Origin of the sequence: Dactylosporangium sp. NPDC000521 (assembly GCF_042898305.1) — a bacterium.
GTDB lineage: Bacteria > Actinomycetota > Actinomycetes > Mycobacteriales > Micromonosporaceae > Dactylosporangium.
Genome location: NZ_JBIAYW010000009.1, coordinates 312263 through 338094, shown reverse-complemented (window position 1 = coordinate 338094; position 25832 = coordinate 312263). Strand labels below are relative to the sequence as shown.

Genomic DNA, 25832 nt, shown 5'->3' with positions numbered 1-25832 from the left:
CGTTCGATGTACCTATGACCAGGAGCATCCGGCCGCCAAGGCCCTCCGCGGAATCGAGCGCCATTGCCTACGCGCTGCTCGAAGTGGAGGTTGCGATCGATGTGATCGCACTCATCCACGACGTCGTAGAAGACCACGACGACCGGGCCCTCGTCGTTGCGGACATCGTCGAATGCTGGCTGCGGCTTTCACCCAAGGCGAGGGCCGAGTACGACAGCTGGGCGCCGTTTTCAGGACTTCGGTGGTTCGCCGGCGACTACACCGCCGAGGTAGATCGGGCGTCGCTTCCCGCCGAAGATGCGCCGGTGTCACCGCCGTTCCCCGCCGACACCGACGAGCTCTGCTACAAGGGCTGGCAACGACACGTAGCCGACCTGCGCAGCCGTCGCCGCACCGGTGCACCTCCGGCCGCGGCGTGGCTGGCTCGTTTTGCCGCGCCGACGCCCCCGTCGCGGTGCGCGTGAACGTTTAGCTGCGACACCCATCGTGCAGGTAGTGCGTCCGCCCTGTCGCGAACGCGTCGAGGGCCTGATCGACCCGACGCGAGACGTACGGCCTCAGCAACGTTCTCGCCTCCGGGACCGTGCAGAATCGAGCCGCGTTCAGCTCGCCGTCCTCCAGTCGAATCGAACGCTGCTGGTCCGCGCTCAGCACGCCACCGTCGAAGATGAACGCCAGCAGGTCGTCCCACGGTTCGTGTGGCGCGACCCAATCAACGACGAGCAGGTCGCCGCCGGCGTACTCCAGTCCGAGTTCCTCGGCCACCTCACGAATGGCGGCAGTCAGCGGCGGCTCATTCGCCTCAACCATGCCGCCCGGTAAGTCCCAGGCCGGCTTGTACTGCGGGTCGACCAGCAAGATCCGGCCGCCGTCATCTCGGAAGAGCACATCGGCGCTGACCCGCTTGCGTGGCTGGATCCGGTTGCCTTCCGCGAGATGCGCGCGCCAAGCGGCGGGATCGCGCTCGTACAGCGGAATGTCCGAACTCATGCCGGCGAGCCGCCTACCGAATTCCGGCTCGGGCGCCAACGAGCGAGCCATCGCCGGTCTCGAAGGTCGCTCTGCAGCATCGCGAGGAAGGTGGCGACACCGTCATTCGGCTGGAACGGCACGAGCCGTCGTCCGATGTCCTCAAGCTGCCGCATCACAACTGCCGAGCCTAGTGCGCTCGTCGAGCGCAGCGCATCCGATGCGATCTCGCAGGCCTCCTCCGGGAGTGCCTGGGCAACCAGCGTCGCGGCGAGCTCCAGCTGCGACAACGCACGACTGCGAGCACGCTCGGAAGTGCGCGCAACGACTGCCTGCTCCGCAGCGGCGCGGGCCGCGCCGAATTGTCCGATTCGCCGGAGGCAACGGGAAGCCTCCAACGCCAGCGACGCTTCATCGAAGCGACTCACCCAGACCGAGCCAGATGCTGCAGTACGACCCAGCGCGCGTTCGGCATGACGGAGGTGATCCAGGCACCCGGCCCGATCGCCAACCGCTGCATGCCCGCGCGCCTGGAGCGCGAACAACTTCGCCGCCAGGCCCGCATGTGACGGGCCCGCCTTCAACCGGTCCTGACCTTGGTTCGAGTGCTTCAGGGCCTGGTCAGGGCGATTGAGGTGTAGAGATAGGTGGCTGAGGCTTCCACAGATGTGGGCTTGGAGCTGACTGTCGTGCGCGATCGTGGCGAACTGGAGCGCCTGCTGGAAGTGTCTTCCGGTTACAGCGTCGGCGCCGGCATCGTGCGCCATCCATCCAGCCATCTCTGTCAGTCCGGCGGCAACCGCAAAGACCTCATCGCGACCGCGGTCTGACACAAGCCCGAACATGCGAGGTGCAACGTCGTACTGAAGATAATTGGAGACATTGGCGTATAGACGCGCGCCGCCCATCGAACTGTCCGCCTGGCGCAATGACCGCACCATCTTGAGGTCATCGCCCTCAGGAAACGTCCGCAGTACTGGAACAACTACATCAGGTACTGCTGCGTCTGCTGCGAGAAGGCGCGCCAGCTCTTCGATTGAGACTTCGAGTGCTTCAGCGAGTCCGGGGCGATAGCACGGTTGCGGCGAGGTCTCGGCACGCTCCCACCGCACCACGGTCGAACGATCAACTCTCAGGACCTCAGCCAGCCTCTCCTGGCTGAGGCCGACGTCTTTTCGCCGCTGAGCCAGCGCCCGTCGTCGCACGCTACCGAACCTCCTGTTCTAGAACATTCCCCCACATGGGGCCTCCTGGAGCAACGCACTGCATCAAAACTGCGCAGTAGTTGGCGGCCTACCCTCGCTCGGATACATCGGCTACGTCGCAACTCCGCCGAACAGTCATTGACGCTGCCGCATCAGCCGTACTGGCTTCCCAGGAACGGCTTTAGGGTCATCTCGTGCTGCGGCTTGCGCGGTCGACTCGCGCCGGAAGGAGTTACCGATGACGCGGGGCCGACGTGGCGGGACACTCAGCATCTTGGTCGAAGCACAACGGCGTCATCAGCGACAGCAATGGGCACAGCACCGCGCCTGGGAGGCTGCGCAACAGCAGTACGAGAAGGCGCAGAGAGCAGCCCAGCGCGCGGCGGCCGGTGCGCACAAGGCAGCCATGGCCGCCTACCAGAACGCCCGGGAGTCCGAGGCCGCCCAACAGACCGCCGATCTGGAGCGGCAGCTCAGCGCACTGCGAGCGATCCTCGCCGCCGGCGCCGCGTGCCCACCGATTCAGCTCGCGCACCTGCGGGCAGTACCGCCGAACGTCGCCTTCAACCCGGGTCGGCTCGCCCTTCCAATTCCGATGCCAAACCCGGCGCGGTACCAGCCGCCGGCGCTCACCGCAATGCAACTCCTCAACCCTGCGACCCGGCGGAGACACGAGGAGGAGACGAGTCGCCTCCGGAGCCAGTTCGAACGCGACTGGCACGGTGCGCAAGCTGCGGAACTCTTCCGTCAGCGCCGGTTGGAGGAGCTCCGCCAGCAACACAACGCATGGATGCAAGCGCAGGCTGAGCACGCAGCGGCATACAACGCTCGCATCGATGAAGTCAGCCTCGGCCTCCGCGCCGGACGTCCGGACGCCGTCGCCGAGTACTTCGCCGCGGTGTTCTGTGCCGGCCAGGCGTGGCCTGTGCAGTTTCCCCGTGAAGTCAGAACAGCCTGGGACGCCGACGCTCGCCAACTGATCGTCGACTGGCAGTTGCCCACCCTCGACGTCGTGCCAGATGCCAGCCGGATCCGGTACGTCAAGAGCACTGACGAGCTCAAGCGGATCGCGATGCCCGCAGCGCAGCGAACTGCGCTGTACCGCGACGTGTTGTCGCAGTCCTGCCTCCGCGTGGTGGCTGACGCGTTCCGCGCGGATCATCACGGACACCTTGACTCGGTGGCGATCAACGGGTTCGTCGCCGGACGCGACCCAGCCACCGGCATGGATGAAGACCGGTGCCTGGTGACTGTGACAATCCGCCGCGATGACCTTCGCGGCATGCAGTTGACCCGGGTGGACGCCGCCGACTGCATTACCGCGCTGCGTGGCCAGGTCTCGGCCAAACCAGATCGCCTCGTTGCAGTCCGGCCTGGTCGCCGACCGGAGGCAGTATCCGGCGCCATCACGTCCGAGGACGACGACATCGATCTGTACGAGATGGACCCGCTGCGGTTCGAGGACCTCGTCGCGGACCTCTTCCGCGCTCGAGGGCTCAACGTCATGACCACTGACCGCACCGGCGACGAGGGCGTCGACGTAATAGCCGAAGACGCCGATCCGATCACTGGCGGCTTGATCGTCATCCAGGTCAAGCGCTACCGGGCCACCGTCTCACCCAGCGTCGTGCGCGAGCTGTACGGCGTCGTCCAACACCGCGGTGCGACGAAGGGGATCCTGGTGACGACGTCAGGGTTCGGCCCGGGCTCGTACGAGTTCGCCCGTGACAAGCCCTTGACACTCATCACCGGCCAAGAACTGGTGACGCTGCTCGCCCAATACGGTCTACCGGGCCGACTCGGCCCGGCTGGCAACGGCGGACTGTAAGCCTGCGTCCTACAGCTCACCTCGTTCGACTGCCTGCCGCATCAACTCAGCGAGGTACACGCCGACCGGCTGTTCCACAAGCTCCGCGCTTCCCCATCGCAGGTCAGGTACCGCGACACGGATCGTGAGCAAGCGGCAGGCACTCACTGCGGCCGCCAGCGCAAAGTGCAGGCCACGGGCAGCGAACCGGAGATCTTCGACGACCCGGATGAGCTTCGACGCCGCCGCTGCGATGACCGGGTCGCTGCTGCCACTCTCGCGATCCAGGACGCGATACACGGCGTGCGGGTCGCCCTCTGTCTCCGTGCGAAGGACCACACGCATCGCCTCGGTGAACCAGGCGTCTGCCTCCTCGTCGTCATCTTGGAGCTCGAGCTCGGCGGCATGCTCGTCGAGGATCGCCGCCGCATCGGCTCGGGTGGTGTGCAACATGCTGGTGCCCAAGAGGGTCAGAAAGACCGTCCTCGTCATTCTCAGCGCCGAACACGGCCTGATTCGGCCGGACATGCTGCTGGAGCCCTACGACACGGCACTCGGACAACGCAGCAGTGCCTACCGACGGGCATGGGGACAGTGGGTAGTCGCCAAGCTCCAAGCAACCGAGCCGACTCTTCGGGGGCTCGTCGTCGACATCCATGCCGGCGAAGAGTACGCGGCGGCTGTCGTGCCGTTGTTGGTTGAGGCCGGAGCACAGGTGCAACAGCCGTTGGCTGGACTCGGACTCGGGCGGCAATTGGCGTGGTACCGCCAGGAACAACCGAACACGACGTTCGGTGGAGACTTGCCTGTCATCGACGGTCCGATTGAGGCGGTCTCCGCTGGCGACCCTGCTTCGGCCGGCGTGGTAGCGGCGTTGCTTCGCTATGGGCGGGAACACCGCGAGGATCGAGCTGGCACCGAACCGGTGTTCACTGCCTCTCCCGAAGCCAACGCGCTGCTCCTCGCGGATCCGTTCGCGTTTCTGCTGGCAGTTGTGTTCGATCAGGGAATCCCCGCTGAACGCGCCTGGCGTGCACCGCACGACCTGCAGAAGCATCTTGGGCACCTCGATCCGAAGCGCTTCGTCGCCGAGCCCGACACCGTCCGAGCGGCCGTGTCGCAGTCGCCCGCTCTGCACCGGTACGTCAACAACCTGCCTGCCTGGCTCGTCCACGCGGCACGGATCGTGGTGACGCAATACGACGGCGACGCCCGCAGGATTTGGAACGACCGTCCACGGGCCGCAGCGCTCAACGCCCGGCTGCGGCGGTTCCCTGGCATCGGGCAGAAGAAGGCAGCCATGGCGGTCGAGATCCTCCACCGCGACCTCGGTGTCGAGGTCCGCGAGCTGTCTGGCAGCGACATCGCCTACGACGTGCATGTGCGTCGGGTGTTCTTGCGCACCCGACTTGCCGAGGTCGACGACTTGGATCATATGGTTGAGGTGGCCCGATGGCTCCATCCGGAACGACCGGGTGAGCTCGACTTTCCGGCCTGGCTGATTGGCAGGCGATGGTGCGGCCCCGGAACACCAACCTGCGGTAGTTGCCCATTGGCCGATGCGTGTCCGAAGGACATCCAGCGCGCCGCACAGATCTGACGGATGTCAGGAGCGCCTCGTATGCGTGGCGCTCCCGACATCGTGCGTTATCGCCTGGCTCGTTCGATGACCTCTTCCGGGGACAGGGGTGCCTTCGGGTGGTGGGTGAGACACAGCGGTGTCCGGACCTTCACGAACGAGAAGCCCTCGCCTGCGGCGTAGAACTGGCCGCTGCCGAGCAGGCCGATGTCCGGCAGCTTGCCGCCCTTGGCCTGGGCGAGCTCCCGGGCGGCATCGATCTGGGCCGGGGAGTTCAGCAGGCCGAAGAACTGCGTGGTGGCGTTGCCGGAGATCTGGTTGTGCAGGCCTTTCGGTGCCTGCGTGGCGAAGACCAGACCCAGGCCGTACTTGCGGGCCTGCGACGCGAGGGTGATGGTGCTCGCGGTGGCGGTCGTCGTGCCGGACGAGGGTGCGAGGGTCTGGGCCTCGTCCATGATGAACAGTCCGCCGAGAGGGCGGTCGCCGGCGGGGTTGCGCTTGAGCCAGGTGAACAGGGCCATCTGCAGCTGGTTGACGAAGCTCTGCTTCTCCGTGTCCGACATGAGGCCGATGAAGCTGATCACCGACACCCGGGCGCGTTTGCCCGGCGGCGGGGTCAGCAGGGTCCCCGGGTCGGCGGCGGTGCCGCGGCCGCCGAAGAGCGGGTCGTTGACCATGGCGGCCTTGAGCGTCTCGGACAGGTCGTGGGCGAGCTTGTTGGCGCGGGTCATCCGGCTCACGTCGTCGGGCAGGTCGGCGAGGAAGTCGGTGAAGCCTTCCAGTCCGACCTTGCCGCTGCGGGCGTACACCTGCAGGGCTTCGGTGAGCACCGCCTTGCTCTGTGCGGCGAGCCGGGTGGTGCCGCTGGCGCCGGCGCGCGGGGCGAGTGCTTCGACCGCGGCGCGGACAGCCTGGTCGAACTCGTCCCGCGAGTCACGCAGCGGAGCGAAGTCCGGTAGCGGCTGAAACGTCAGCGGACGGCCGCTGCTGACGTTCGGGGTCCACACGGCGACATCGGTGTGCTCCAGGTAGTCCTGGGCGCGCAGGTCGTCGCCGGTACCCCAGCCGGCGGGTGGCTCGGGCCAGGGATCGCCGAGCCGGGCCAGGTCGTTGTTGGGGTCCAGGACGATGGACGACACGCCTTGCCGGGCGCACTCTTCGACGAGGCGACGGATGAGGACGGTCTTGCCGGATCCCGATCCGGCGAAGACGACGGTGTGCCTGCGCAGGGATTCGAGGTCGACCCTGAACGGGGTGTCGTCGTTGATCAGGCGCCCGAGGCCGATGGAGTGACCGTCGCCGGTCACGTCCGCCGACTTCGGGGAGGTCGGCTGCCCAGGGCCGACGTCATGACCGTCCGTCGGCTGCGGGGAGCCGCGGTGCGGCGCCAGGACCGCGCTGAAGAGTTCGGTCCGGCTCGCCGGACGGCGGGCCACCAGCCACTCGCCGAGCAGCGCATGCTGAGCGGTCTGCATGCGCCGGAGCGCGTCGAACGTCTTCAGATCCTGTTCACTGATCCGGTGCCACACGCCGCCCGCGGCGAGGAACGCGTCGACGGTTTCCTTGGTACGGGCGCCGGTCGGCCACGGCTGCTGCCGGAGCAGGACCAGCCGGCGTTGCGGGATCGCGAGGTCAAGGCCTGCCATCGTGCACGCGTCCTTGATCCGGGCGGTCGCCGCCCGGGCGTTGGTGTGCGCGATGGCGCGGAAGGCCCAGTGCGCCTCGTTCTCGGTGGCCTCGTCGACGACCTCGATGAGGCGGCCGTGCAGCGCGGGCTTCGGGCTCGGCTTCGGGTCCTGCTTGTAGACCACGCCGCTGGGGGCCTGCTCGTCGATCCACGCCTGGATCCCGGCGGCGAGCAGCGGCGGCATCTCGGCGTCCTCGGTGAACCGGCCGAGCGCGCCGGTGACGTCGGCCGTGTTCACGAACTGCTCGAACATCGCGTCGAGGGGTGCCAGATCCGCAGGGTTGTCGGTTGGCGGCGGCGGTGAGGTCGGCCCCGGCACCGTCTCGGGGAACCGGACGAGCTCCTCGACAGCGTCCTTGTCCAGGCACTGGCGGATGTGGTGGTCGACCCGCTGCAGGAGCGTCCTCGGCGTGAACCGCCGGGCGTCCTCGAACGCCTCCTCCCGGATCGGCCAGGTCGGGTACAGCGGGCGGAAGTGCTCGGACCCGTACGCCTCGGCGAACCGCTTCTCGACGATCAGACGCGCGATGTCCGGGCTGTCGATCCGGTCGGGCAGCTGGGTCTCCCGGAACCGTTGGATCACGGGGCTCGGTGTGCCCCGTTTCAGCAGCTCCCAGGTGTCGGGCAGGCATGACATCACCACGAGGGTCCGCTGGGTGACCTCGCGCAGGGTCAGCAGCCCGTCGGCGATCGGACCCACGGTCGCGGTCTGGTCCGGGTCGAGCGCCTCGCTGCGGTTGAAGAACGCCGTCGTGGTCTGTGCGAACAGCGTGTCGAGCTGGTCGATGGCGATCACGCTCGGGCTGAGCGTCAGGGCGATGAGCCGCGAGATGTCGCTGACGACCTCCTGCGGTTTGCGGACCGCCGCCGTGAACCCCCAGTCGGTGCGGTCTGACAGCTCGGTCGGCTCAGAGACGAGATGGGCCTGACCGATGTCCTGGTGATCGAAGTTGAGCGAGCCGTACAGCACCAACGCCCGTGCGGTGTCCTGGCACTCGCGGCCGGTGACGTTGTCGTACTGCCGCAGGGCGGTGATGAAGATGTCGAGGTCCGCACGCGTGAGGGTGTCGTTGCCCATGATCGCGTCGCGGACGTCGGCCGGGATCCCGAGCTGCGGGGTGAGCCGGCGCAGGAACGTCTTGAGCTGGGTGCCCAGGCCGGCGATGTCACGGGTCAGACCGTTCAGGATGCCCTGAACGGTACTTTCCCAGAACGTCCTGCCATTGATCAATTTGACGAGGAAGAAGTATCCACCACCATCGGCGCGCTGGATGGTCTCGCGGACCGCGCCGAGCAGGTGGGTCTTGCCCGCGCCGGCACGGCCCTGCAGCGCGACGCTGAGCGGGGTGATGGTGTCGCTGCGGCGCGCCCGGCCGACCCCGCTGAGGATCTCGCGGACCGCGCGTTCGTGCAGCTCGGGTACGTCGTAGGGCGATGCGTGCCAGATGTCGTCGGGGGTGGGCGCCGGGTTGAAGTGCAGCGCTTCAAGGGCGGCGCGCTCGGCAGCGGGAATCACGGCTGGCCGATGGCCAGGGCGTGGTTGTCCTCTCCACCGATCTTGACCGCCGCGGCCAGATCCCGGTTGGTGAGGGCCTTGGTGTTGGCGGCCGGGATGATCCGGACCCCGTCCTGGTCTAGCAGCGCGAGCAGCGCGTCGTCGACCTCGTCCCGGCGCAGGTCGGTGAGCTCGTCCCGCAGGTCGGCGAGCCCGACCCAGTCACCGGGCTTCGCCGCCAGCGCGGCGTACGCGACGCGGATGCGGGACTCGGCGTCGCCCTCGGCCGCCGGTTCGGCGTGCTGCATGAAGAACTCGCCGACGCTGACCTTCACGCCATGCGTGCGCTGCAGTTGCTCCAGCGACCGGTGCAAATTGCCGAGCAGCGTCAGGATGGTCCGCGACGACGATTTGCCTGCCTTCGGCGGCTCCGTGGTGTGGAGCTGGCGCATGACCCGCCAGCCCTGCTCGGTCAACTGATGCGAGAACGGCCGGTGCGACCGGTTGGTCTCCACCAGTCCGAGCTTCTTCTCCAGCTTCACGTTGTCCGCACCGGTGAGTGCGAAACCGGCCAGCTCCTTCAGCTCGTTGTTGTCGAGCTCGCGGGCCTCGGACATCAGCACGACGAGCGCGAGGATCTGGTTGGGGGTGAGGGCTGGAACGTCGTCGGAGGTTGGCATGCGTCCTCATTTCGCGGAGAGGGGTGAGCGCCGGAGGGCAAGCAGGTCGCGGATCGTGAGTGCTGCCGCGTGGGGGTCGGTCAGCACCTGGTCGTTGGTGAAGCGCAGGACGTCGTGGCCGAGCAGCTGCAGTCGTGCGTCTCGGTGCCGGTCGTCGGCGAACTTCCAGCGTTCGCGGTGGTCGTCGCCGTCGACCTCGACAACGAGCCCGTCGTCGGGCCAGTACAGGTCCAGCCGGTACTCCTTGCCGAGCAGATGCCACTCGAGCACCTGGTTCCACCGGCGGCCGCGGGCCCACTCGTGCGGTGCGAGGGCACGCTCCAGCGCCTGCTCAGCGGCGCTGTCGGCGCGCGGCATCCCGGCCAGCGGCGGATACGTCAGTACCGGCGGAGCCGGCAGATCAATGGCCGGCGCAACGTCGGCGGTGAGGCGTCGCAAGTAGTCGGGCAGCGTGAGCTTGACGACCGGGATGCGCTCCGCCACCTGCGGGGCATGGCCTGCAAGCCATACGGTGAAGCGACCCTGCTCCGCGAGCCACACTGCGGCGGCGATCAGCGCCCGCTCGCCGTCGGGATCGAGCTCAGCCGGTACATCGGCCAAGACCGCCACGGAGGGCCGCTGATAGGCGTCGGCAAGGATGCTGCACAGACCACGCGCCCTGAGTTCCGCCGGGAACCGGTGCTTGTCGTCAGCGCTGTCGCCGCTGTGGTGACGCAGGGCGCGTTCGGCGGTGGCGGCCAGGAACGGGCCGAAGTGCGTTGACCGGGCGGCCATCCGGCTGGCGAGCGATCGGACGGCCGCAACGGTCAGCCCGGAGGTGCCGTCGAGGTGCTCGGCGCCGGCGAGCCACCGCGGGAACAGGTCGAGGGCGGCGCGGTCCAGCGCGTCGAGGAACGCGGTGACGTACTGCCCGACGTGCCGGGCCGGCGCCGGGCGGAACCGCACAACGGCGGGCGCCCCGGCGGGCAAGGGATCGATGGCAATGCTCAGCTGCGCGGGATCGACGTCGGCCAGAAAGCTGGCCTGACCAGGTGGTGGTTCGGCCCACCACCGGTCACCGGTCGTCATGGTCGCCAACCTTACGGTAAGAAGCTGATCGATTACAGGGGGCTCTTCACCTGAGCCTGCCGAGGGACGACAGGCTCACGTGCGCTGGCCGTAGCGGTCAGTCCGGCCACCAGGAGGCTGACTTCTATGTGCAGTCGGCGGAGTTCGCCGGCGGTCGGGGCGGTGTCGTAGCAGTGGTGGTGGGTGGCCTGCGACAGGGTCGCCCAGGCGAACGCGGCCCGGCGGGCCAGGTCCCGCCCCGAGCGCCGGCGCAGCATCAGCAGGCGGGTCCGCTGGGCGCCGCAGGCGGCGACCGCCGGGCTGGTCGCCTGCCAGTACTGCTCGATGGCGAGCTCCAGCGCCAGCCGGATGAGGCACGCGCACGCCTTGGGCCACCACGCGCCTGACGGGCCGCGACGGAGCAGGCCGTCGGCGGCGGACAGGCACCGGGCCGGGGTCATCGGAGGGCCTCGGCGAGGCGGCGGGTGTCGCGGACGAAGCCGGGCAGGTCCGGGACGGGGTGGTTGCCGTGCACGGCCTTGCGGCTCAGGTCGTAGGCGTTGACGGCCCAGCCGCCGTACGCGTTCCGCAGGTGGCGCAGGACGTCGCCGCCACGGTCCGGGTCGTCGAACAGGGCCAGGGCGAACAGGGTGGTCGTCTTGTGGGCGTGCTGCAGGGTCTCCTCGATCGAGGCGTGGCGTTCGCCCCGAGCGGTCCGGACCCGCCAGACGACCCGCTGGCAGGCGTACTCCAGGGCGGACCGGCACAGCTCCGCCACGACCGGGGTCCGGACGTCGGCGTCGACCTCGGCCGAGCAGGCCAGGGCGCGGGCGTCATCGAGGTAGCGCAGCGCCGGGTCGGAGGCCGGTTCGACTGACACGACGGACCGCTCACCGCGCAGCACCTGCAGCGTCACGGCGTCGATCTCCAGGCGGCGCACCGCTTCCGGCAGGCGCGGGTCGTGCGTGAACACGATGACCTGCCGGTCGGTGGCGATCGTCGCCAGTACACGAGCGAGACCGTCCACTTTGGAGGGATCCATGCTCTGGACGGGGTCGTCGATGACCACGAACCGGAACGGGCTCTCCGCGGCGCAGGCCCGGGGCAGGAACATGGCCAGGCCCAGCGCCTGCATCTCGCCCTGGCTCATGACGCCGAGCGCCGCACCGCTGTCGGCGCCGTCGACGCTGATCGGGAACTCGATGCGGCGGCGGGTGGCGGTGCCGGCGAGGCTCATGGTGCCGAGCTGCACGTTGCTCTCCTGGCGGAGCTCCTCCCAGATCTGCTGGGCGTGCGCGGCGAACGGCGCCAGCCGCTGGTTGCGCAACTCGATCGCGGCGTCCTTGAGCCAGCTCCGCGCGGCCTTCAGGGAAGCGAGCACGCCCGCCTGCTGCGGGACCTCCCGCGCGGCGGCGACCCAGCGGCGGAGGTCGGGCAGGATCTGCTGCCAGCCGGTGTCGCGCTCCTCCAGCCAGGCGGCGGCAGCAGCTCGTACGACATCCGCGGCGGCAACCAGCGCCGGATAGTGCGTGAGGAGGTGGACGGCAAGGTCCTCGCCGGCCGAGGGCGCGGCGCGCAGGGTGGCGACCGCCGCGGCGATCGAAGGGTCGGGTGGCAGCGACACCGCGGTGACGGCGCGCGCCCGGCGGACGAGGTCGTTGCGGCGGGTCGTGGCGCGCTGGGCGCCGAGGGCGGTGTCGCGCAGCTCGTCGAGCGTCGCGGCGGCGGAGGCGCGCCAGGTCTCGTCGAGGGTGCCGACGTGGCAGACCGGGCAGGAGCCGGCGCCCGCCGCGTCGTGGTGGTCGACCGCGAGACGGAGCAGCTCGGCGAGGCGGACCGTCGCGGTGGTATCGCCGGCGGTGCGGGCCTGGGCGGAGAGCTCGCGGAGCTCCTCGGCCAGCGTGGCGACGTCGGCGAGGTCCGGCAGGGAGAGCGTGGCCCACTGCCGGTGGTGGTCGATCAGCTCCCCCGACAGCGGCTCTTCAAGGATCGCCGCCACCGCTTCGGGATCCGCCAGCGCGGCGGCGGCACGGCGGGCACGGTCGTCGTCGATGCCGGCGAGGGCTTCCTTCAGCCGGGTCCGGTCGGTTCGGACCTGCTTCGCCGCCGCGTCCAGAGGCTTGATGGCGGCGTGGAGCCGCTGGTCCGCGGCGTTGAGCGCGTCGAGGCCGAGGATCGCGTCGATGGCGTCGAAGAGCGCGGACGGGGTGCCGGTGACGAGCCGCCCGACCTCGGCGGCGGTGAGGAACGGCCGGTAGAGCTCCATCGGCCGGCGCAGGTCGGCGAGGTCGCTGCCGGTGGCTTCGATCAGCGCCGCGCCGGGCGCCCAGTCGCGGCGCAGTCGCATCAGTGTGGTGTCGCCGTCGACGCGGAGCTCCGCCTCGATGCTGCAGGGGTCCGGCTGGTGCAGGTTGCGCCAGCCGGTGCGCCACACGCTGGAGCGGTCCGCCCAGCGGGCGCTGTCGCCGGTGAGCAGCAGCTCGATCGCTTCGGCGAAGCTCGACTTGCCGGACCCGTTGCGGCCGACGACCAGCGTGAGGCCCGGTCCCGGCCGGATCGAGAGCGTTCTGGCGGGCCCGACCCCGCGGAACCCGGCCACCGTGACGGCGGAAAGGAAGAGATGACCGGCCGATTCCGGAGGTGCCGGATCGATGGCCAAGGTGGCATTGGTACCGCCGAGCGTGGCCTCGAGGTCGCCGTCGGCACCGAGGGCGGCGAGGACGAGTTCAGCGGTGCGCGCGTCGACCTGGTCGGTCGCGAGGCGGTCGAAGATGAGCTCGAGCAGCGGGGTTTCGGTGGTCATCACAGCTCCGGTTCGGTGGGAGGTGCACGGACGCACGAGCACTGAGCTATTACTGGAAGTTACTGGAACTTACTGGAAGATCACAAGTACTCTTCGGCACCACGCGTCGCATACCGCCTGTTCAGGCGATCTATCGATCAACCGCATTCGCTACTATGGGTGAGCCGACCGGTACAAGATTGCTGACCGAAGTGGGTATTGCTGGAATTTACTGGAGCACGTAGGCTCGCGGACGTGCCTGACAGCGTTGAGGAGCTTGAGCAGCGGATCGAGTCGCTGCGCGCCGCTGTCCGTCAGGCGATGTCCGCCGGTGACCGGCCCCGAGCCAACGCTCTGAAGGCCGAGCTCCGAGCACTGGAGGACGCATGGGACGAAGCGCTCGAGACCCTGGCGCCGGAGCCCGCCGAAGCACCAGAAACACCGGTGCACCGCGACGGCGCCTCGATCCTGCCGCTGCGCGAGCAGGTCCACGGCGCCCTCACGCTGCTCGCCGTGCCGGCCGCGCCGAAGCTGATCGCCCAGGTGTACAACGCCTGCTTCGGCGGCGACATCAACAGCGCCAAGCTCACCAGCCTCCGCCGCGACGAGGAGCGTTCGTTCCGCTCGGCGCCGTTCGCCCGGCCGTACTACCTGTGCGCCGCGCTCACGGCCGACCGGCTCGCGCCGGTCCGGGGACTGCTGGCCATCTCCACGTGGCAGCTCGACCGCCGCATCATCGGCGCGCTCAGCCCACGGGTCGACTTCCTCACCGCGGCCGTCAGCATCGCCGAGCACCTCGACCGGCTCCCGACGATCGACCGCGGCGCGGCCCGCCTGCTGTGGCTCTTCGCCGAGAACATCCCCGGCGCCGCGGACGGCATCGGCAACGCCAAACCGGACACCGTCATCCGCGCCGCACGCGCGGAACTGCATACGCACCAGCCGGTCGACAGGTCGCACCGCGAAGCGGCCGCCGCCCGGGCCAGGACCCAGCTCGACGATGCCGACCGGCTCTTCGGCAGCCATCTCAGGAGTGTGCGCACCGGCACCGATTCCTAAGCCGTTCCCAGCCGCCGCTTCCCCCGCGAAGGAAGACGTCAGTGAACAGCACCGAACTGCGACTCGATCAGCTCCGCGGACCCCTGCCGCCGACTCCGCACAACGCGCGCACCATCGCCGCGCTCACCACCAACCCCGCCTGCGCGCGCCGCGCGGTGATGGACTCCGCCGGCGTCGACAAGCGCGCCGTCGCCGCTCGCGTCGGTTTTCCGCCGCCGTACGGGCAGTCCCCGTTCGCCATCACGCGGACCCAGTCGTTCGAGGCGCAGGTGAAGGCGAACGGCTGCGCGGAACTGCTGCGGATGCTGCGCGAGGTGCTCTCCTTGTCGATCCCCGAGGTCGCCTACCAGGACCTCGAGGAGGTGGCCGGCAACACCAGCCAGGAGGTCCGGCACACCGTCGCCCGCCAGGTGCTCGGCGCCGCGGCCGCAGGCCTCGAGGACGGCGGCACGCTCTTCGACCACCCGCTGCTGCGCCTGCCCGTCGGCGGCCGTCAGGTGTTCCTGGAGCCCGACCTCATCGCGTTCCAGTACAAGGGCACCTTCCACGTCATCGAGATCAAGTCGTTCGCCGTCATCGACGGCCAGGCCGACGGCGGCAAGGTGGCTGCCGCTGCGGTGCAGTCCGCGGTGTACGTCGTGGCGCTGCGCCGCCTGCTCGCCGAGCTCGGCCACGACCCGACGGCGGTCTCGGACCGGGTGGTGCTGGTCTGCCCCGAGAACTTCTCCAACCACGCGGTCGCGACCCTCATCGACGTGCGGCGCCAGCTCACCGTGCTCAACCGCCAGCTCGCCCGGATGACCCGCATCGACTCGCTGCTGGAGCCGCTGGACCCGGGGCTGACGTTCGACCTGGCGCCCGACCGCGACGGCAAGCCCACCCGGCCGGTCGGCGAGCTCTGCGACGCGCTGGAGCACATCCCGGCGCGGTACTCCCCCGACTGCCTCTCCATGTGCGAGCTGTCCTACTTCTGCCGCAACGAGGCACGCGGCACCACGTACGCACTCGGCCGCTCGGTCAGCGAGGAGCTCGGCAGCGTCGACTCGATCCACATGGCGCTCGGCCTGGCCAGCGGCAGGCTCACGCCGTCGCCGGAGCAGGTCGAGGCGGCAGGGGTGCTGCAGGCGGCGATGCGCCTGCGCAACGAGTGCTTCGGGCTCCCGGCATGACGTCGCTGACCTCGCTCGCCAGGGCGCTCGCGGTCCAGCAGGAGACGGCGCAGCGGATCACCACGGTCCGGCACACGCACATCAGCGACCGGCCGCTGGTCTTCATCCCGCTGACGCTCGCCGGCGAGGCGAACGCGCCGCTCGCCGCGATGCTCGGCGACGACCGGACCTCGCCGCACCTGCTCGTCGTGCCGCAGCCGCGCAACCGGGACCAGCGGTTCGCCTTCGCCGCCACGCTCGGCCGGCTGCTGCTGTCCTACGTGGACAGCTTCGCCCGGCATCAAGAGGAGGTGTCGGGGAAGGTTTCCCGGTTCCGCTCCAGCGATGCGCCGCAGATCCTCGTGCCGAATCCCGGCGGCGTCGGCTTCATGCGGCTCTTCGGTCGCTCGACGCGGCTGCGGCGCACGTACGGCGAGTACGCGGTCGCGCCCGTCGTGCCGCTGCTCGGACGGTGGCTGACGTTCTTCGCCGAGCGGGCCGAGTACCCGGGTTCGTCGCTGCTGGTGCCGATGACCTCGGCGCTTGGGGCGCACTGGGCAACTGGCCAGAGCACCGTCGAGGACGCGAACCTGGCGGCGCTGCTGGCGTGGATCGATCCACCTGTCGGGCAATCGCCGTTCGAGGCCGCGCTTGCGGCAGAGGACCCGCTGCTGTTCCCGCCGGCCGGCCCGACCACCGATCCGACCTTCGACGCCGAGCGGCTGGCGCCCGCCATCGAGCGCTACGCGCGTTCCGACGGCAATCCCCGCGCCCTCGCGCTGCTGGAGAACAACCTGCGCAGCCAGTTGGCGCCGACGTGGGACCTCATGTGGCGCTCCGCTGACCTTCTCGCGGGTCTCACTCCCGGAGAGCACGTCGTGGAGCGGTGGGCCGACGACCGCGACGCGTACACGAACTACGTCAACTACCTCAACGGCGAGAACCCCCTGCCGCAGGCCCGACGCGACAGCGCGGTCGCCGCAGCTCGTCGGCTCAGCCGGCTGGAACGCGCGCAGGCGTCGTATGACGCGCAGCGTGCCCTGGACGACCCGCTCGTGATGGCCGAGTTCCGTCTCGCCGGCGAGGCCTTCACCGGTACGGTCGTGGCCGCTTTGCCAGACCGGGTTGACGCCAGCGGCCCGCGCCGCAAGCTCCGCCCGCACATCACCATCCGTACTCGCGACCCGCTCCGTCTTCACGTCGGTCGAGAGGTCTCGTCGCCGGCCCGCCCAGCGCAGACCGGCCAGATCCTCGCCCTGACGCGGCTTGACGACGGGTTCCTGGACGTGGAGCTGGAGCTCAGCGGCGGGATGGGCCGGTCGCTGACCGCACCGCCGGGGAGCATCCCGGCCCTCGACGAAGTGGTCACCTACAGCACGGTGTCGGACGCTTTCCAGCCGTCCGGTCAGTGGCCGGACGTCGACGAGACCCCGTGGACGCACGGCGGCCCGCCGGCGCCACCGGCACCGACCGAGGAAGATGCCGTGGAGGACTGGTCGTGACCACAGACGTGTTCCCCTCGGTCATCGAGGACCTGCAGTTCGGCCCCGGCCCCGGCGTCGTGGTCGACTCCCCACCGGGCGCCGGCAAGTCGACGCTCGTCGTCCGGGCGGCCCGGCACATCGCCGAGTCCGGCGAGCCCCTAGCGATCGTCGCGCAGACGAACGAGCAGGTCGACGACCTGATCGCCAACCTCGCCACCGCCGCACCATCCGTGCAGATCGGCCGCCTGTCCGCGCAGAACTACGTGGCAACGGCCCGGATCGGCGCACACCGCAACGTCACCGTCGACAACGCCATCGCCGGCCTGGGCGGCTGCCAGGTCGTCGTGGGAACGGCCGCGAAGTGGGCCACCCTAACGTCGGGCTCCTGGCCCTGGGCAATCATCGACGAGGCGTACCAGATGCGCTCCGACGCCCTGCTCCGCATCGCGGGCCGCTTCGACCGCACCCTGTTCGTCGGCGACCCCGGCCAACTCGACCCGTTCTCAACGGTGGAGACCGAACGCTGGGCCGGCCTGTCCTGGGACCCCCAACTCAGCGCCGTGGCCGTACTCCTGCGCCACAACGACATCAACGTCCACCGACTGCCCGTCTCGTGGCGCCTGCCCTCAACCGCCGCCCCGGTCGTCTCCGAGGCCTTCTACCCGTTCACAGGCTTCACCTCGGGCACCGGGCCGGCTGACCGCTCGCTGACTTTCGCCACGCGCGCGTTCGGGTCGTCTCCGCTGGACTCGACCCTTGCGATGGCAGCTTCCACCGGCTGGGCACTGCACCAATTGCCGGCCCGCCACAGCATGCGTACCGACGAGGAGGTCGCCCGGGCCTGCGCCGACACGGCCGTGCGGCTGCTCGAACGGGGCGCGGTCGCCGTGTCGGAGAAGTCGTTGGATGGCGCTCAGGTCACAGCGGGCCGGATCGCCATCGGCACCGCCCACCGGGACCAGGCCGCAGCGGTCCGTCAGTTCCTACCGCCAGACTCTGGCATCACCGTGGACACCGCCAACCGCCTGCAAGGACGTGAGTACGACGTGACCGTGGTCTGGCACCCACTCTCCGGCCGCCGCGACGCCACCGCCTTCCACCTCGAGTCCGGCCGCCTCTGCGTCCTGACCTCCCGCCACCGCCACGCTTGCATCGTGGTCGCTAGGTCCGGCATCTCCGAACTGCTGGACGCCCACCCCTCCACCGGCCGCATGTACCTCAACGAAATCGTCAAGTTCCCCGACGGCTGGGAAGCCAACCAAGCCGTCATGTCGCATCTGGAGCAGCACCGAGTGAGCGCGGCATGAGCAACGACGACGCACCAGGGACCATCCGCGACCGCACGCTCGCGCTCACCGACTACCTCATGGCTGTCCGCGCGCGAATGGAGAAGCCCTCCCGGACAGTACCGACGCCCGACGCATTCTGGCAGCACCAGTTGCCGATCCACCCGGCGTGCGAGGTCGGCGCCGCCGGCGACGATGCGACCTGGCTGCGTGTCGCTCTTCCTCCACTGCCAAAAACGCTCGCGGTGCCGCGCGAGTTCGCCCCGCTGCTGCAAGAGCCGCTGTCACCGGACCGGGAACCCGCACTGCGCAGTGGCACCGACGCTGCTGTGCAGACGCGGTTCCGGCAGTGGCGGGACGAAGCATGGCGTCCGTGGGCCGCTGAGGTTCGCATCGTCAAGCAGGTGCGGCTGCTCCACGACCGGTTGTTCGAGCTCAAGCACACCTTGGACATGAACTCAGCCACGAACGAACTGGTCTGGGGTCACGGCATCGTGGCGATGACCATCGACGGCGAAACGGTGCGGTACCCGCTCGTCACCACACCGGTGATGGTGGATTACGACCCAGATCGTTCCCTGATCACGGTCGCTCCGCAGGGCGGCGCCCGCCTGCAGACCGACGCGCTGTCAGGCCTGCCCGAGCGCTACCTGCGTCAGTTGCTCGAGCTCGGCCAGCACGGCGGTCAGGTCGCGGTCAACGTGTGGGAAGAGTACGAGCGCATCGAGCTCTTCGAGCGGGCGATGCGCAGACTCGGCATGGAGCCGGCGATCAGAGCGGCGCACGCGCCCGCCCCGGACGGGCCGAACATCCAAGACACCAGTGTGCTGTTCGTCCGGCCGAAACAACGCATGATCCGCAAATTCCTGGAGGAGCTGCGCGGTCGGCTCGAGGCCGGTGACACGGCCTCAATCGGTGCCCTCGCGGCGATCCTCGCTCACGAGCCGACCCACCTGCGGATGCCAGGCGACCAGCCCGAGCGGTGGCGTCAGGTCGGGCAACGGCTGCTCATGCCCCTGCCGACCAACGAAGCCCAAGAGTCGATCGCGCGGCGCCTCGCGCAGCATCGCAACGTCGCCGTCCAAGGACCGCCGGGCACCGGCAAGACGCACACCATCCGCAACCTGATCTGTCACCTCATCGCGCACGGCAAGCGGGTGCTCGTGGTTGCTCAGAAAGAAGACCCGCTGCGGGTGCTGCGCGATGGGCTGCCGGCCGAAGTGCAGCCCTTGTGCCTGGCCGTCCTGGGCCGGTCCACGGATCAGCTCATCCAACTCCAACTCGCCGCCCGCGAGCTGTCCGATCGCGCTGCAACACTCGACCATGGCATGGAGCAACGCACCGTCGACTCGATCACCGCCCAGCTGGAGAAGGCGGAAGCAGATTTGGGTCACGCGCTCGCCAATCTGCGGACAATTGCGGAAAGCGACAGCGCGACATTCAAAATCGACAACGTTGCGCTGTCGTCGGCTGAGGTCGGAGCATGGCTGCTGGCCCGCGAGGATCGGTATGGCGACATCCCGGACGAACTGCACGACGGGGACCAGACGCCGCTGACCGCCGACGAGTTCAGTGTCGTGCTCGATCTGGCCCGCCGAATCTCGCGCACAGACCGTCAGCAGGCACTTCGGCATCTTCCGCTGGTCGCCGATCTGCCAACTGCGGCAACCATCCAGCACATGCGAAGCCGAACCAGCGCGACGGCCGCTGCGGTCGAGGACTTGGCTCGCAACGCCGTCGATGTCCATGCCGTCCGCCAGCTCGGCGAGCACCGGCTCGCCGAGCTGCTGAGCAAGCTCCGTGAAGCAGTTACCTATCTGCACGGCCGCGAAGGTTCCTGGACGGGCCGGCTCGGGCGCCTCATTGCGGACCCACATTTGAACGTGACCTGGCGGGATCACGTCACCGCCACGGAGCAGTTGCTCGGCCAGATCTCCGCGATGTCACGAACCATCGGTGGGCACCGCGTCGAGGTCGCGGCCATCAAGATGGGCCAGCCGAGAGCACTGCTCACTGAACTGGCGGAGCTACGTCAGCGGTACAGCAGCGGCAAGGGCGTCAGCAAGCTCTTCGCCAGCGGTCTCGCGAAACTCTCCGCCGACTGCCGCGTCGACGGTGAGCCTTTGCGCAGCACGGAGGATGTTGACGTCGTCGTCGCGTTCGTCAACCGCATCCGGCTGCGGCAAGATCTCGGCTCTCGCTGGGCTGAATGGGCACAACGACTCGGCTTCCAGCTGCCGACCGGCCCAGCAGAGCCCGAGCTCTGGGCGGGGCGTTTCATCGCTGATGCCAACAACTCGCTGGAATGGGACTGGCAGCACTGGCCGGCGCTGCACCGGGTGGTCAGCGTCCTGCTCCCCCGATCCGCATCGAACGCCGACGCCCAGGCCCTTGACGCGATCTGCACGCGGCTCGATCAATGCCAGGCCATCTTCGAGCACGACCGCCTGGTCGAGCAGGCACGGACCGTCTCGGCTGCCTTGCAGCAGGGCATGGCCACGGTCAACGCCAGCGAGCTGTGGCGGTTGCTCGACCTGGACTGGCAGTCGGCCAACCTGACCGTCTGGGACAACACCCTCGCCGAGGCTCGGCGACTCGCCGCGCTGTATCCGGACGCCGAAACCTACCGACGCCTCCACACCACGATCGCGGAAGCCGCACCTGCGTGGGCCGCGGCCATCGACGACGGCAGTGCGCCGGCCCTCAGCGGCAGCGGCGCCGACTGTGTCCTGCGCTGGCAGTGGCGGCAGGCCCAGACATGGTTCGACAACGTCGTCGGTAGCGTCGACACCGACGGCCTCGGCAGGCGCGTCGAGCAGACCCGCGACCGTATTCGCCGCCTCACCAACGACCTGGTCGTGCGGCGTGCCTGGCTGGAGGTGTCGCGGGCGCTCGACGACCGGCGCCGGGCCGCACTCGCCGACTGGGCCACCGCGCTCCGCAAGTACGGCAAAGGCACCGGTAAGAACGCCGCGAAATGGCAGGCGTACGCACAACAGGCGATGACCGACGCCATCGACGCGGTGCCAGTCTGGGTCATGCCGCTGGACCGGGCGATCGAGCAGTTCACTGGCGGCGCCAAGTTCGACGTCGTCATCGTCGACGAAGCATCACAAGCCGATCTCTTCGCCCTGCCGGTGCTGACCCTCGCCGAACGCGCCGTGGTCGTCGGCGACGACCAGCAGATCGGCCCGCAGCTCAACTTCGTCGGCGACGTCACCGGGCTGGTCAACGCCCACCTGGCGGGCGAGGTGCCGTCAGCGGAGCAGTTCGACACCGAAGGCAGCCTGTACGACCACGCGGTCCGCCGCTCACCACAACGCATCCGGCTCACCGAACACTTCCGATGCGTGCCGGCAATCATCGAATTCTCCAGCCGGGAGTACTACGACAACGCCATCGAACCGCTACGCACCGACCGTCCTCAAGGCATCGGCGACCCGGTCCGCACCGTGTACGTGCCCGAAGGGATCCGGCAGGCGATCGGCTCGTACGGCGACGTCAACGTGGCCGAGGCCGACGCCCTCGTCGAGCAGGTCACCACGATCATCGGCGACCCTGCCTACCGCGGGAAGACCATCGGTGTCGTCAGCCTGCTCAGCACCAGTGACCAGGCGCTGTACATCCTCAACCGGATCCGCAGCCTTGTCGGCGAAGAAGAGATCAGCCGCCGCCGTCTTCGTGTCGGCGATTCATACACCTTCCAGGGCGACGAGCGCGACGTCGTCCTGGTAACGCTCGTCGTGTCTCCACACAAGGGCCCCATCTCGGCATTCACGAAGCGCGAATACCACCGCAGGGTCAACGTCGCGGCGTCGCGTGCCCGGGACCAGCTCTGGGTGTTCCACTCCGTACAGCCTGAGGACCTCAACCCGGAGGATGCTCGCGGCAAGCTGCTGCGCTACTGCCAGAACGTCACCAACGCCGAAGAGGCATACGACAACCTCGAGCAGCGCTGCGACAGCGACTTCGAAAGAGCAGTGCTCAAGCATCTCTTACTCCGTGGCTACCGCCCCCTTCCACAGTTCCGCATCGGCAGCTACCGGATCGACTTTGTCCTCCTCGCCCCGGACGGCCGCCGCCTCGCCATCGAATGCGACGGTGACGCGTACCACGGACCGGACCGCTGGGAAGGCGACATTCGCCGGCAGACAGTGTTGGAACGCGTCGGCAACTGCGTCTTCGTCCGCATCCGCGGCAGCGTGTTCAGCCGAGACCCTGCCGCCGCGATGGAGCCTGTGTGGCATCGCATCGACGAGTTGGGCATCGGCTTGTACGTGCCGCCGCCGGTCGCCGAACCTGCCGTTGAAGCGGTGGCGCCGGAGCCGGAGCCGTCGGTCGTCCCGCCAATGACTCCTGAGGAGATCCTGCCCTTCAGCATCGAACAACAGCGGGAGATCGCACGGCTCATCGCCCTCGGCAAGACTGTGACGATCGGCCCGGACGGCGCCGTGCAGGAGACCGCACCCGAACCAGCGCCAACCCCGGCACTTTCCCTGTCTAAGCCCTCAACGGCCCCTGCTCCGGATCGAGCCGACGCTATCGCCACCGCAACTGCGGCGCCGCCGATGCCACGTCCTCGGGCCGCCGCGTCGCCGGCCGTCCGGACGTCGACTCCCGCGCCCGCCGATACGCAGGATGCCGACCTCGTGGTTCCCGTCGGCTACCGCAGCGTTGCCTGGATCCGACCGCACGAGGCACTCGCAGCCATCCAGGCGTACCAGCGAACAACCGATACCCCGATCCGCCACGAAGGCAAGGTCGTCGGCTGGGCTCGGTACTACCAGAGCGCTTCCGAGGAGGCGCGCAAGTACCGCTCGAACGTCGTCATCGAACGAGCCCATCCGACCGGCGCCAAGTTCGTCTGCTGGGTACGGCAGCAGGAAGCAAAGGCCGTTCTCGTCGCCGCGAAGCACCACCAGGACACGCCAGTCCTGGACACACACTCGAATGTGGTCGGCCTGGTCCAGTACTTCCCACCAGCCAGCCCCGCGGCGCTGCGTTTCCTCAGCGTGACCCGCGTTCTGCGGATTACGAACAACACCGCCACTGCCCCGCCGCCATCAACGCCAGCGGAGCCGCCCGCCGACTTGTCCAGCCTCTCAGCGCTCGAGACGCGCTTCCATCGGGCAATGGTCCGCCTGTACGAGCGAGCCCGCGACGAGGCCGGCTACACCGCCAAAGCGTTCCACTCGATGCTGGCCGCCAAGGGCGGACCAGCCACAGCGCGCCAGCTGCTGAACACACCGACGGTGTCGGACGGGTTCACGGAACTCTGGGAGCGAGGCCGCCTCGACCTAACTGTCGAAACCTTGGCCCTGCGCCCAGAGTTCGCTCCGTTGTTCACCCAGCCCCAGCTGGACATTGCCCGCTCCCGCCTTGCAAACCCAACCTGACGCAGCTGAGGCTCAGCAGAACGGAAGGCAGTCGTTCGGCCGCCCCACTCGTGCGACCATCGCCAACGTCCGTCCAGTATTGACACAACGGTATGTGTGGACCCCGACCGGTGCCGCCCAATCGGGTACGCCATCCGAGCCAGGTTGCGACAATCCTTGCCCGTACGGACGATCCTACGATCCCGTGTCGATGTCGCGTTGGGCGCATGGCGATCAGCACCGGTAACGTGCGTGCACGTGACCGACATAGCCGACGCCACGGATGAACGCCCCAGGGACCCGTCGGCCCGGCGGGGTGCCTACGGAGTCCGCCTTGTCCGCGGTCCGTTCGTTCAGTTGCCGCAACACCCCGATGCATGCGACGACGACGAGGACCTGCTGCGCTACGCAGAGGCCGCACGGGCGCGTGGCGACCGGCTCGCCGCCGATCTCTTCAGTGGCGCAGGCGGCCTCAGCCTCGGCCTGGAGAAGGCCGGCTACCGGGTTGTCCTAGCGGTCGACCACTATCCGGAAGCGATCGAGACCCATCGGCACCACCATGCCGGTCTCAGTGTCAATTGGGATCTAGGAGATCCTGACCGAATCAGACAGGTCGCCGACCTCGTCAAAAACACCGGTGTAGAACTGCTTGCCGGCGGCCCACCGTGTCAGCCGTTTTCGAAGGCCGGACGCTCCATGATCCGCCACAAGGTGCGCCACGGCTTGCGAGATCCATATGACGAGCGGCGTGACCTCTGGCGGTCTTTCCTCGAAGTCGTGAAGATTGCCAGGCCACCGGCTGTTCTCATGGAGAACGTGCCGGACATGGCGCTCGATAAGGAGATGTTCATTCTCCGCACGATGGTGCATGAGCTCGAGTCGCTCGGCTACGCGGTTGAAGAGAAGGTAGTCGACACCTTCCGCTACGGCGTGCCGCAGTTCCGGCAGCGGTTGATTCTCGTAGCCCTGCGCGACGGTGCGGCATTCGACTGGCCAGCACCACAGCCTGACCTCGTCAGCGTCTGGAACGCCATCAGCGATCTTCCCGAAGTTGAGGGAGGTTGGCGTCCGGCCGGCGGTGCGGAGGGCTGGAGCGACTATGCCGGACCGCACACCGAGTTTCAGAAGCGGATGCGTGATGGTGTCGCCCCTGAGGACGCGAACAAGGTCTTCGATCACATCACCCGACCTGTACGGGAGGACGACCTCCGCGCATTCGAACTCATGGACTCCTCGACACGATACTCGGATCTCCCAGATGAGATGAAGCGCTACCGCGACGACATCTTCGATGACAAGTACAAGCGCTTGGACGAGAACGATCTGTCGAGGACCATCACCGCGCATATCGCAAAGGACGGCTACTGGTACATACATCCCAGGCAGAACCGCACGATCACGGTGAGGGAAGCCGCTCGTCTGCAGACGTTCCCTGACGCCTTCCGATTCGCTGGACCGCCATCGGCGGCATTCCGGCAGATCGGCAATGCGGTCCCACCCAGGCTCGGCGAGCAGTTGGCGGGCGCAATCCGCACCTCCCTACAGAAGCCAACGCCCGCTCATACCAATACACGCGAGGTCGCCGACATGCTCGCCAGCTGGTACGACCAGGCTGCGGTCCCCGGCATCCCTTGGCTCCGCTCGAGCACACGCTGGCAGGTCATTCAGGCGGAAATTCTGCTTGATCGAGCCGCTCCCGATGTCACCAGGCACGTCTGGAACGTTCTCCGCACATGGCAGCATCCGAAGGACACCTTGGCAGTGGAGGAGAACCTGCGCCGCACGGGCAGCATCATCGGGCGCACCAGCAGAGCGGACATCGTCGCTCAGCTCTCACGAACACTCGCCGACAATCCCGCTGTCCTTCGACAAGACGATGCGTTGCGCAAAGTTGCAGGTCTGAACGAATCAATCGCCGACCTGTCAATCCTGGTCGTTCCCGCGGGCGGAGAGGACGAGTCCGAGGAGCCCATCCTGATTACCAAGGGCGTCCTCAGGGTAGCGGCCCGCTTCAGCGGACATCCCGTCGACCGGCGGAACCGTCTCACTGACGGCCGACTGGAGGTCGCCCGCATGGTCGGCGCCGATACGAACGCAAGGCATGCCCATCTTGGTCTCATCGATTTGGCGAACACGTTGTGCCGTCCGGTAGATCCGATGTGCCACGAGTGCCCGCTGATGAAGAAGTGCGCCGGCGTTCACGAGGAGACCCAACAACGGCTCTTCTAG

At 68.5% G+C, this 25832-nt stretch carries 17 protein-coding genes; 9 read left to right on the top strand and 8 right to left on the bottom strand.

The window, feature by feature from the left end; all coding sequences use genetic code 11:
* The first annotated feature begins 14 nt into the window (after positions 1 to 14).
* Positions 15 to 464, top strand: coding sequence for a hypothetical protein (locus tag ACFY3L_RS29400; protein ID WP_389330908.1), 450 nt, complete (start codon positions 15 to 17; stop codon positions 462 to 464).
* A 4-nt stretch (positions 465 to 468) separates the two neighbouring features.
* Here ACFY3L_RS29400 and ACFY3L_RS29395 read toward each other — a convergent pair whose 3' ends face one another.
* Both ACFY3L_RS29395 and ACFY3L_RS29390 read right to left on the bottom strand, forming a co-directional pair.
* Positions 469 to 990, bottom strand: coding sequence for an NUDIX domain-containing protein (locus ACFY3L_RS29395; RefSeq protein ID WP_389330905.1), 522 nt, complete (start codon positions 988 to 990; stop codon positions 469 to 471).
* Entirely contained in the window at positions 987 to 2174 is a 1188-nt protein-coding gene (locus ACFY3L_RS29390; protein WP_389330902.1) for a helix-turn-helix transcriptional regulator, read from the bottom strand. Before ACFY3L_RS29390 ends, ACFY3L_RS29395 begins: the two co-directional genes overlap by 4 nt.
* A 274-nt stretch (positions 2175 to 2448) precedes the next feature.
* Between ACFY3L_RS29390 and ACFY3L_RS29385 the strand changes: the two genes are divergently transcribed.
* On the top strand, positions 2449 to 4002 hold the full coding sequence (locus tag ACFY3L_RS29385) for a restriction endonuclease (protein ID WP_389330899.1): 1554 nt from the start codon (positions 2449 to 2451) through the stop codon (positions 4000 to 4002).
* 9 nt (positions 4003 to 4011) lie between these two features.
* On the opposite strand, the gene ACFY3L_RS29380 is transcribed toward ACFY3L_RS29385, so the two are convergent.
* Positions 4012 to 4434 (bottom strand): hypothetical protein, encoded by a 423-nt coding sequence (locus ACFY3L_RS29380; RefSeq protein WP_389330897.1) that lies wholly within the window; start codon positions 4432 to 4434, stop codon positions 4012 to 4014.
* Here ACFY3L_RS29380 and ACFY3L_RS29375 point away from each other — a divergent pair.
* Entirely contained in the window at positions 4433 to 5581 is a 1149-nt protein-coding gene (locus ACFY3L_RS29375; RefSeq protein ID WP_389330894.1) for a DUF6884 domain-containing protein, read from the top strand. The genes ACFY3L_RS29380 and ACFY3L_RS29375 overlap by 2 nt on opposite strands.
* Before the next feature lie 47 nt (positions 5582 to 5628).
* On the opposite strand, the gene ACFY3L_RS29370 is transcribed toward ACFY3L_RS29375, so the two are convergent.
* The 5 genes from ACFY3L_RS29370 to ACFY3L_RS29350 are packed head-to-tail and all read right to left on the bottom strand — an operon-like array spanning position 5629 to position 13272.
* Positions 5629 to 8763, bottom strand: a complete 3135-nt coding sequence (locus ACFY3L_RS29370; RefSeq protein WP_389330891.1) for an ATP-binding protein — start codon at positions 8761 to 8763, stop codon at positions 5629 to 5631.
* Positions 8760 to 9422: a hypothetical protein gene (locus ACFY3L_RS29365; RefSeq protein WP_389330888.1), complete on the bottom strand. Its 663-nt coding sequence runs from the start codon at positions 9420 to 9422 to the stop codon at positions 8760 to 8762. Before ACFY3L_RS29365 ends, ACFY3L_RS29370 begins: the two co-directional genes overlap by 4 nt.
* Before the next feature lie 6 nt (positions 9423 to 9428).
* Positions 9429 to 10490 carry an endonuclease domain-containing protein gene (locus tag ACFY3L_RS29360; RefSeq protein ID WP_389330885.1) on the bottom strand — a complete coding sequence of 354 codons (1062 nt, stop codon included), beginning with the start codon at positions 10488 to 10490 and terminating at the stop codon, positions 9429 to 9431.
* Positions 10491 to 10522: 32 nt separating this feature from the next.
* Complete coding sequence (locus tag ACFY3L_RS29355) at positions 10523 to 10930, bottom strand: hypothetical protein (RefSeq protein WP_389330882.1); 408 nt, start codon at positions 10928 to 10930, stop codon at positions 10523 to 10525.
* Positions 10927 to 13272, bottom strand: a complete 2346-nt coding sequence (locus ACFY3L_RS29350) for an AAA family ATPase (protein WP_389330879.1) — start codon at positions 13270 to 13272, stop codon at positions 10927 to 10929. Before ACFY3L_RS29350 ends, ACFY3L_RS29355 begins: the two co-directional genes overlap by 4 nt.
* Before the next feature lie 234 nt (positions 13273 to 13506).
* Between ACFY3L_RS29350 and ACFY3L_RS29345 the strand changes: the two genes are divergently transcribed.
* From ACFY3L_RS29345 to dcm, 6 genes are all read left to right on the top strand, one after another.
* The gene (locus ACFY3L_RS29345; protein WP_389330876.1) at positions 13507 to 14310 is read left to right on the top strand and encodes a hypothetical protein; all 804 of its coding nucleotides are present in this window, start codon (positions 13507 to 13509) and stop codon (positions 14308 to 14310) included.
* A 41-nt stretch (positions 14311 to 14351) separates the two neighbouring features.
* Complete coding sequence (locus ACFY3L_RS29340) at positions 14352 to 15479, top strand: hypothetical protein (RefSeq protein ID WP_389330873.1); 1128 nt, start codon at positions 14352 to 14354, stop codon at positions 15477 to 15479.
* Complete coding sequence (locus ACFY3L_RS29335; protein WP_389330870.1) at positions 15476 to 16960, top strand: hypothetical protein; 1485 nt, start codon at positions 15476 to 15478, stop codon at positions 16958 to 16960. The genes ACFY3L_RS29340 and ACFY3L_RS29335 overlap by 4 nt, the downstream gene beginning before the upstream one ends.
* Positions 16957 to 18249 (top strand): AAA family ATPase, encoded by a 1293-nt coding sequence (locus ACFY3L_RS29330; RefSeq protein ID WP_389330867.1) that lies wholly within the window; start codon positions 16957 to 16959, stop codon positions 18247 to 18249. The genes ACFY3L_RS29335 and ACFY3L_RS29330 overlap by 4 nt, the downstream gene beginning before the upstream one ends.
* On the top strand, positions 18246 to 23624 hold the full coding sequence (locus ACFY3L_RS29325) for an AAA domain-containing protein (protein WP_389330864.1): 5379 nt from the start codon (positions 18246 to 18248) through the stop codon (positions 23622 to 23624). Before ACFY3L_RS29330 ends, ACFY3L_RS29325 begins: the two co-directional genes overlap by 4 nt.
* 237 nt (positions 23625 to 23861) lie before the next feature.
* Entirely contained in the window at positions 23862 to 25832 is a 1971-nt protein-coding gene (dcm, locus tag ACFY3L_RS29320; protein WP_389330861.1) for a DNA (cytosine-5-)-methyltransferase, read from the top strand.

Bases quoted from the DNA above. Each gene is read 5' to 3' on its own strand.
- ACFY3L_RS29365 (WP_389330888.1), bottom strand. From the start codon at position 9,422: ATGCCAACCTCCGACGACGTTCCAGCCCTCACCCCCAACCAGATCCTC.
- ACFY3L_RS29380 (WP_389330897.1), bottom strand. From the start codon at position 4,434: ATGTTGCACACCACCCGAGCCGATGCGGCGGCGATCCTCGACGAGCAT.
- ACFY3L_RS29400 (WP_389330908.1), top strand. From the start codon at position 15: ATGACCAGGAGCATCCGGCCGCCAAGGCCCTCCGCGGAATCGAGCGCC.
- ACFY3L_RS29375 (WP_389330894.1), top strand. From the start codon at position 4,433: ATGCTGGTGCCCAAGAGGGTCAGAAAGACCGTCCTCGTCATTCTCAGC.
- ACFY3L_RS29355 (WP_389330882.1), bottom strand. From the start codon at position 10,930: ATGACCCCGGCCCGGTGCCTGTCCGCCGCCGACGGCCTGCTCCGTCGC.
- ACFY3L_RS29350 (WP_389330879.1), bottom strand. From the start codon at position 13,272: ATGACCACCGAAACCCCGCTGCTCGAGCTCATCTTCGACCGCCTCGCG.
- ACFY3L_RS29335 (WP_389330870.1), top strand. From the start codon at position 15,476: ATGACGTCGCTGACCTCGCTCGCCAGGGCGCTCGCGGTCCAGCAGGAG.
- ACFY3L_RS29360 (WP_389330885.1), bottom strand. From the start codon at position 10,490: ATGACGACCGGTGACCGGTGGTGGGCCGAACCACCACCTGGTCAGGCC.
- ACFY3L_RS29325 (WP_389330864.1), top strand. From the start codon at position 18,246: ATGAGCAACGACGACGCACCAGGGACCATCCGCGACCGCACGCTCGCG.
- ACFY3L_RS29395 (WP_389330905.1), bottom strand. From the start codon at position 990: ATGAGTTCGGACATTCCGCTGTACGAGCGCGATCCCGCCGCTTGGCGC.